At 28.5% G+C, this 7,249-nt stretch carries 7 protein-coding genes; all 7 read right to left on the reverse strand.

The window, feature by feature from the left end; genetic code table 11:
• Positions 1–105: 105 nt before the first annotated feature.
• The gene (murC, locus tag ACIQZ1_RS05330; protein ID WP_396159726.1) at positions 106–1,461 is read right to left on the reverse strand and encodes a UDP-N-acetylmuramate--L-alanine ligase; all 1,356 of its coding nucleotides are present in this window, start codon (positions 1,459–1,461) and stop codon (positions 106–108) included.
• A 72-nt stretch (positions 1,462–1,533) separates the two neighbouring features.
• Complete coding sequence (locus ACIQZ1_RS05335) at positions 1,534–2,208, reverse strand: tetratricopeptide repeat protein (RefSeq protein WP_396159727.1); 675 nt, start codon at positions 2,206–2,208, stop codon at positions 1,534–1,536.
• A gap of 76 nt (positions 2,209–2,284) precedes the next feature.
• The gene (locus ACIQZ1_RS05340; protein ID WP_396159729.1) at positions 2,285–3,430 is read right to left on the reverse strand and encodes an 8-amino-7-oxononanoate synthase; all 1,146 of its coding nucleotides are present in this window, start codon (positions 3,428–3,430) and stop codon (positions 2,285–2,287) included.
• Positions 3,431–3,483: 53 nt separating this feature from the next.
• Entirely contained in the window at positions 3,484–3,972 is a 489-nt protein-coding gene (locus ACIQZ1_RS05345; RefSeq protein WP_396159731.1) for a DUF1761 domain-containing protein, read from the reverse strand.
• 55 nt (positions 3,973–4,027) lie between these two features.
• Positions 4,028–4,378: a heavy-metal-associated domain-containing protein gene (locus ACIQZ1_RS05350; RefSeq protein ID WP_396159733.1), complete on the reverse strand. Its 351-nt coding sequence runs from the start codon at positions 4,376–4,378 to the stop codon at positions 4,028–4,030.
• A gap of 4 nt (positions 4,379–4,382) precedes the next feature.
• Entirely contained in the window at positions 4,383–6,626 is a 2,244-nt protein-coding gene (locus ACIQZ1_RS05355; protein ID WP_396159735.1) for a TonB-dependent receptor domain-containing protein, read from the reverse strand.
• A 73-nt stretch (positions 6,627–6,699) separates the two neighbouring features.
• The gene (locus ACIQZ1_RS05360; protein ID WP_396159737.1) at positions 6,700–7,119 is read right to left on the reverse strand and encodes an HYC_CC_PP family protein; all 420 of its coding nucleotides are present in this window, start codon (positions 7,117–7,119) and stop codon (positions 6,700–6,702) included.
• Positions 7,120–7,249: the final 130 nt, after the last annotated feature.

Consider the following 7,249-nt stretch of genomic DNA (forward strand, 5'->3'; position numbering starts at 1 on the left):
ATTTAACTAAAAAAATGAAACCAAAAAAATATTTTTAATACAAAAACTATCAAAGAGTTTATAAATTCTTAGATGGTTTAAATCATTGTCACATTGACTAATTGACTAATTGATTAATTGACTGACCTCATCAAAATTCAATCCACCATAATTTCCTGAACTCATTAATAATAAAGCGGAATTATTAAAATCTTGTGCAAATAAATAGTTTTTAAATTCTGCTGGATTGGTATAAATAATTAGATCTTTCCTATTAAATGATTGTGCGATTTGTTCATAAGAAACTTCATCTAATTGTTTAATTTTTACCGCATCTGGCGAATAAAAAACTACGGCAACATCTGCTGCGTCTAAGGCACTTTCGTACTCTTTTAAAAATTCGGCATTTAAACTGCTATAAGTGTGTAATTCTAAACAGGCAATTAATTTTCTGTCAGGATATTGATCTTTTACTGCTTTTGTAGTGGCTGAAACTTTACTTGGCGAATGGGCAAAATCTTTATAAGCTACTTTATTACTAATCTCTGCAATTTTCTCTAATCGTTTACTTGCGCCTTTGAAGGTGGCAATTGCTTCGTAAAAATCAACCTCATCTACACCCATACATTGACAAATCCATTTGGCTCCCGCTAAATTATTTAAATTATGTGCACCAAAAACTTCAATTGGCATGGGACCTTCTGGAGTATCTAATAAAGTCGTTCCGTTTTCAACAGCATAACTTGGTGTTTGATAGGCAATTTTACGAATTGGATTTGTAGTTTCTTCGGCAACTTGTTTAACGGTTGCATCTTCTTCATTATATACTAAAATACCACCATTTGTAATTTGCGATGTGAAAATACTAAATTGTTCTACATAATTTTCAAACGTGGGAAACACATTAATATGATCCCAAGCAATACCTGAAAGCAAGGCAATATTTGGTTGATATAAATGAAATTTCGGTCGTCTATCCATAGGAGAAGATAAATATTCATCGCCTTCTAAAACTATAAAATCGTTAGTTTCTGTAAGATGCACCATCGTATCAAAACCTTCTAATTGTGCACCAACCATGTAATCTACTTCAATATTATGATAATGCATTACGTGTAAAATCATAGACGTAATAGTAGTTTTTCCGTGAGAACCACCAATTACAACTCTTGTTTTGTTTTTAGATTGTTCATACAAAAATTCTGGATACGAATAAATTTTCAATCCTAATTCTTGTGCTCTTAACAATTCAGGATTATCTTCCTTAGCGTGCATTCCTAAGATAACAGCTTCAATATCGGAAGTAATTTTTTCTGGAAACCAACCCATTTCCAAAGGCAATAATCCTTTTTTCTCTAAACGAGATTTAGAAGGTTCGAAAATAGCATCATCGCTACCTGTTATTTGATATCCTTTATTATGTAACGCTAATGCTAAATTGTGCATGGCAGCTCCGCCAATAGCTATGAAATGTGTTCGCATTTTGTATGGTTAATGGTGAAAGGAATTGGTTTAAAGGTAACGTTTACCATTTACCCAAAACCCTATAACTAATTACTTTTTAATGTTTTGTGCTTTGTCTTTGTCTTTTAACTTATACATGTATAAATCGTATAATTTGGCATATGTTATGGCTGATTTACCTAATTGATGTGCTTTTATCAAATTTACTTCTGCAGATTTATATCTTTTGTAATACACATCTATATAACCTTTAGCTAAATAACCATCAACTTTTGATATAGCCATAAGTTCATCGGCGTATTTCGCTGCTTTAGTTTCACTACCACCAATAATTCCTGGCAATTCAATATATAAAACCACTAACGCCCAACGCGATTCAAGGTGTTTTTTATCTAAATTTGCAGCGGTTAAAAAAGCGGTTTCTATATCGCTAATCATGCCAACCGCCTTAAATTTATTTACTGATTTAGCTTTCATTCCTAATGCACCACCATATTTAAACCAATAAATAGCACTATTTGGATTTTGAAGTTTTAATTTTTTATAATAAGCAATTGCAACATCCCATTTTTTTGAATTTCCAGCAATATCTCCTAAATATTCTATAGTTTTTAAATGATTTGGAACGGATTTCAAATAACTTTCAAATAAACCTTTAGCTTCTTCAAACTTCTTTTCTTTATATAACTTCTCTGCTTTCTCAAATAAAGTCTGAGAAAACATGCATTGAGAAAAAAACAATAAAAAGAAAATATATTTTTTCATGGTTAAAATTATTTTCAAAAATAAGAAAACAATTCGTTTTTTTCAATAAAAAAGAACTACTAAATGTTTGTTATATTTATTTAAAGGGATGACGTTGTTGCCAAAGGGTTTCGGGTTCTAAATTTTTAAATATTTTACCTAAAAATAAATTCACTAATTTGTTACTATGATAAATAAAACCAGACATCATAACCGGTGTCGCTCCAATTGAACTTTTAATTTCTAAAGCTGTTCTTCCAAAAATAATTTTTTTAAAATTATTAATAATTCCAAATTCAGTCATGTTGTACAACATATTTAAATACAACATTTTATCTTTTTGAACTTGGTCATCATATCCTAAAAAATAAGTTTCTAAAACATCGTCATTTAATAAAACAGAATGAAAACCAATAAGTTTTTCTTCCAAAAAATAACCAAAAATTTTAAAGCCATCTCCACATTGTTTTTTAAATGTTGAAAAATGATTTTTTGCTAAGAAAAAAGTATTAAAAGGTGCATTTTTAGCTACATGATGATATAATTCATTAATTTTATTTTCATGAAAAAGAACTGCTTCTATATCTAATTCTTTCACTAAAATTCCTTCAAACTTTTTATGGGCTCTTTTATATTGATCTCGATATTTTTTTGAAAAAGCATTATAATAGTCTTCATTTGATTTCCAATTGATTGGTATTTCGAAAATCATATTTGGTTGCGTTTTGAATTCATACACTTTTTCGAAAGCATACTTTTTAAATTCGACAGCACAATTTTGATAAAAATCCTTAAAAGAAACCAGATGAATTTTAGTGCCTTTTTGTTTGAAATAAGCCTCTAATTCTTTTGAACTTTGTCTCAAAATAAAACTAATTTCTTTAAAACTAATTTCATTATTAAAAGCAAAAGCATTTTGACCGGTAATCATATTATTGCCAATAAAGAGTGTATGTGAAGCAAAATTTCGAAAAATAAAATTTCGAATAAATTTTTTAAAAAAGTTATCTCTTTCACCAAACGATTCTAATTTATTTAAATCTAAATATTGGGCTAAAGAAACACCTATTAGTTCTGAATCTTCATAAAATCCAATATAAAAACATTGCATATTTGTTGGCGCCGAACGTTCTAAAACTTGTAAATATGGAATTTGTAGAAAATGATTTGCAGCAGCAACTGCATTCCAATTTTCTGGAAGGTCTTTTATAGAATCGAATATTTTTAATGTAATTTTTTTCAAGGCATAAAAAAGTCCCACAAATGTAGGACTTCTATTTTATAAATAAATGTTAATTATTTCCAACCGCAAATAATTGCGCCCATAATAGTTAATGAAACCATCCAATAACCTGAAGTTACTAGTATATATTTCCATGATTTTTGTTCAAACAAACTATTTATTGCTGTAATTGGTAAAACAAAAAATAATCCTGTAAAAAAACCATGTAGTGCTCCGTGTTGAAAACTTCTAAAAGCATTTCCATAGTCTCCTATAAACGCAGCGTATGATGGTAAGGCTTTAGCTACATTATCAGGACCACCAATCATTCCTAAAGCTCCAATTTGATGAATTACTATTGTAGATAATATCAGGGAAATTAAAAATGAATAAAAAATAGTTAGCGAAAAGACTTTAAGCATATTGCTTTGTCTGGCTTTTTCATGGGTCATCCCTGTTTCATTCATCCAAATTGTTCCAAAAACTTTCGGATTGTACCAAACAAAACCCACTATTAATGAAACAAAAGTGGCTGCTAAAATTGAGTAAAAATTTAAAGGCATAATTAAAATATTTAATTGGTTAACGAATCAAATATAAAAAAAAAAATTAAAAAAATCAATGCTTTTCTTCTGTACGATACAAACAACAACCGTGAATTTTCGCATACTGTTCGTCAGTAGCTTTAATATCTTTTGTGTCATGACCTACTTTTGCGATAGCTTTCTCTACATCTAAAACAGTACATTTTGTTTCATCAATAATTAAATGTAAATCTTGATGATCAACATTCCAAGTTGCACTTTTTACTCCTTTTACAGAATAGGCTGCTTTTTCGATGCGTTTTTTACACATATCGCAATTTCCATTTACTTCAATTTCTACTTTTTTATTTTTGTTAAGTTGTTCTTGTGCGTTTGCATTCATTCCTAACAAAGCAAACACTACTACTAAAACTATTTTTTTCATGATTTTATTTTTTAATGATTTGTTCTTTTTTATCTTTTATTTTAAATCGTATTCCTGCATAATACATCGTACCAAAAACGGGTCCATAAATCATGGTACTATCAAAATAAGGACTATTAGGATTATCTGATGCAATTATGGCATTATTCTGTTTAAAGTTTCCTAAATTTTCTGTTCCAAAATACATTTCAAATGTACTAGAAAATGTTCTTGTTATTTGTGCATTTATAAGCTGATAACTTGGCGTATGTTCCGATAATTGATATTGAACTGGGTTTGCTTGTGTATTTGGTAATCTTTGTTGACCAATCCAATTAAAAGTGGCATCAAATTTCCATTGCTGTCCTTTTTCTAAAATATGCGTTTCGTAAGCTATATTAGCAAAGAAACGATTTTTAGCCTGTAATGGTTTATCCAATAATCCAGTTGCATAATCGGTTTTAACATGTAAATATTTATATGCCGTTCTTAGATTTAAATGCGTCATTAAATTAATATTCCATTCAATTTGAAAGGATTCAGCAAAACTTTTTCCATTTAAGTTAGAGAAAGTTACTTGCCTTGCATTTTCTAAATCAACCACAATTTGATTACTAAAATCTGTTTTATAATAATCCACAACAAGTTCATTTTCTTTTCCAAAAATATAGAATTTCTGAATAAAACTTGTTCCGTAATTCCATGCAATTTCTGGATTTAAACCATATAATTTACCGTTTTCATTTTTAATAATAATATCTCTAGAACTGGCCAAAACATTTATATTTTCAGCGAAAATATTTGAGGCTCTTTTTCCTCTACCTGCAGAAAAACGAAACGTTGTTTTTTCAAACGGGTTATATTTAACATGCGCTCTAGGTGTAAAAAACAAGCCCAATCTGTTATGATTGTCCGCTCTAGCACCTAAAACAAAACTGAAATTATTTAAATTATCGAAAGAATATTCAAAAAACGAACCAATTGAAGTATCAATTCTATCATATTCAGCCACAAAATTGACCTCTATATGTTCTTGAAATATATCATAATTAAAATTCAAACCCGTAATGAATTTATGCTTTGTATTATTAATAATCGAATTAAAAATAAGGTTTGAAAAATAATTTTTATGATGAATATGGTGTGTTTTATCTCCAAATTCAGAATGCATTTTATTGTACTGAAAGGCTTGTTGAAAACCAATACTTTGAAATGGCATATTTGGATAAACATATCCTATTTTGTTGGAAATTTCTATTTTATCTGTATTCACATGGCTCGTCCATAAATTTGGGTTCATCACCATTTCATGCGAATTATCATTTATAGTTCCACCTGTTTTTTCATCTTTAAAATATTTTATATTCAAAAATGAAACAATTCCTTTTTCTGCATTATTGTATTGCCAACGATTTAAAATATTAACTTGATTTCCTAATGGATTGTCTAAAAATCCATCATGATTCATGTCGTTTTTACTATTTCTGGTGTTACCGTGTAATAAAACTAAAGAACTTAATTTATCTGAATATTTAGTAGCAAAATGAGTGTTTAATTCATATCTGCCATCGTTTGAGGCATACACGTTAGCAAAAAACGGGGCTTCTTTTTGAGGTTTAATTAACTCATAATTTATTTGACCTGAAATACTTTCATATCCATTCACTACACTCCCCGCCCCTTTAGTAATTTGAATACTTTCTGCCCAAGTTCCTGGAATAAAATTTAATCCTGTTGCTTGTAAAGCGCCCCGAATGGCAGGAATATTCTCTTCACTCATTAAAATATACGGACTAGTTAATCCTAACATTTTAATTTGCTTATTACCTGTAACAGCATCTGAAAAATTTACATCAATAGACGGATTTGTTTCAAAACTTTCCGATAAATTACAACAAGCCGCTTTTTGTAATTCGCCTTGCGATAAATGTTGCGTATTGGTAACTGCTTTTTGCTTTCTATCCAAAGTATTTTGCTTCTTTACAATAGTTACAGTTGCAATATTGTTATCAGAAGCTGTTTTTTCTAATTTAATAGTAAAATCAGATTTGACACTTTGTTGTATTTCAAGTGTCTGAAAACCTTCTTTTTCTATAATTAATAAAAGATTTCGGTTTCCTTGAATTAAAGTAAACGAGCCATTTTTATCTGAATAAATAATGGTTTTTAATTCTGGAATGGTAATTTTTACATTAGTGATAGGATTGTTTTCCTTATCAGTGATTTTACCTTGTACACTGCTTTGTGCAAATGAAAATATTGGCATCATTACCAATAATAAAAGTTTATACATAATTAATTTATAAAGTTTATAATTTAAAAAAAAATAAAAACGAAATAAATTATGCGTAAAAAATAAGTTGTGAATAGAGTTTATAAAAAGGTGGTGCGTTAGAATTACAATAGTAATCAACATTTTTTTTATTTGAATAAAAGCAAGCTGCTTTACCAAAAAATTCTGGCGCTTCATTAATAAAATTTAGAGCTAAAAATTCAAATTGAAAATCTTTTAAAATTGAATAATCAATTTTGTTTTCGGTACTGATTTCCTCATTGGAACAACAACCCTCTTCCTCCCCTTTAATAGAATCTGAAGTACAGCAAGAATCTTCAGATGCAGTATCTACCAATTTATTTTCTTGATAAACTAAAGACACGTAAGCAATTTGGTCGTGACAATAATGCAAAACCAAACTTGCACTACTATTTACTAATAAAATAAATAATGCTAAGTATATACTAATATGTTTTTTTAAATTCATCGAAACAAAATTACATAATTTTTTGGTAATCTGTTTTTTAAAATACATTTTTTTATAAAATTAACTTGATTAATTGATAAAATTTTAAAAATGAAATAAGTACTATTGGTTAATAAAAAAATTAAATTTT

The organism is Flavobacterium sp. (assembly GCF_044341185.1).
GTDB lineage: Bacteria > Bacteroidota > Bacteroidia > Flavobacteriales > Flavobacteriaceae > Flavobacterium.

Bases quoted from the DNA above. Each gene is read 5' to 3' on its own strand.
- ACIQZ1_RS05350 (WP_396159733.1), bottom strand. From the start codon at position 4,378: ATGAAAAAAATAGTTTTAGTAGTAGTGTTTGCTTTGTTAGGAATGAAT.
- ACIQZ1_RS05355 (WP_396159735.1), bottom strand. From the start codon at position 6,626: ATGATGCCAATATTTTCATTTGCACAAAGCAGTGTACAAGGTAAAATC.
- ACIQZ1_RS05345 (WP_396159731.1), bottom strand. From the start codon at position 3,972: ATGCCTTTAAATTTTTACTCAATTTTAGCAGCCACTTTTGTTTCATTA.
- murC (WP_396159726.1), bottom strand. From the start codon at position 1,461: ATGCGAACACATTTCATAGCTATTGGCGGAGCTGCCATGCACAATTTA.
- ACIQZ1_RS05360 (WP_396159737.1), bottom strand. From the start codon at position 7,119: ATGAATTTAAAAAAACATATTAGTATATACTTAGCATTATTTATTTTA.
- ACIQZ1_RS05335 (WP_396159727.1), bottom strand. From the start codon at position 2,208: ATGAAAAAATATATTTTCTTTTTATTGTTTTTTTCTCAATGCATGTTT.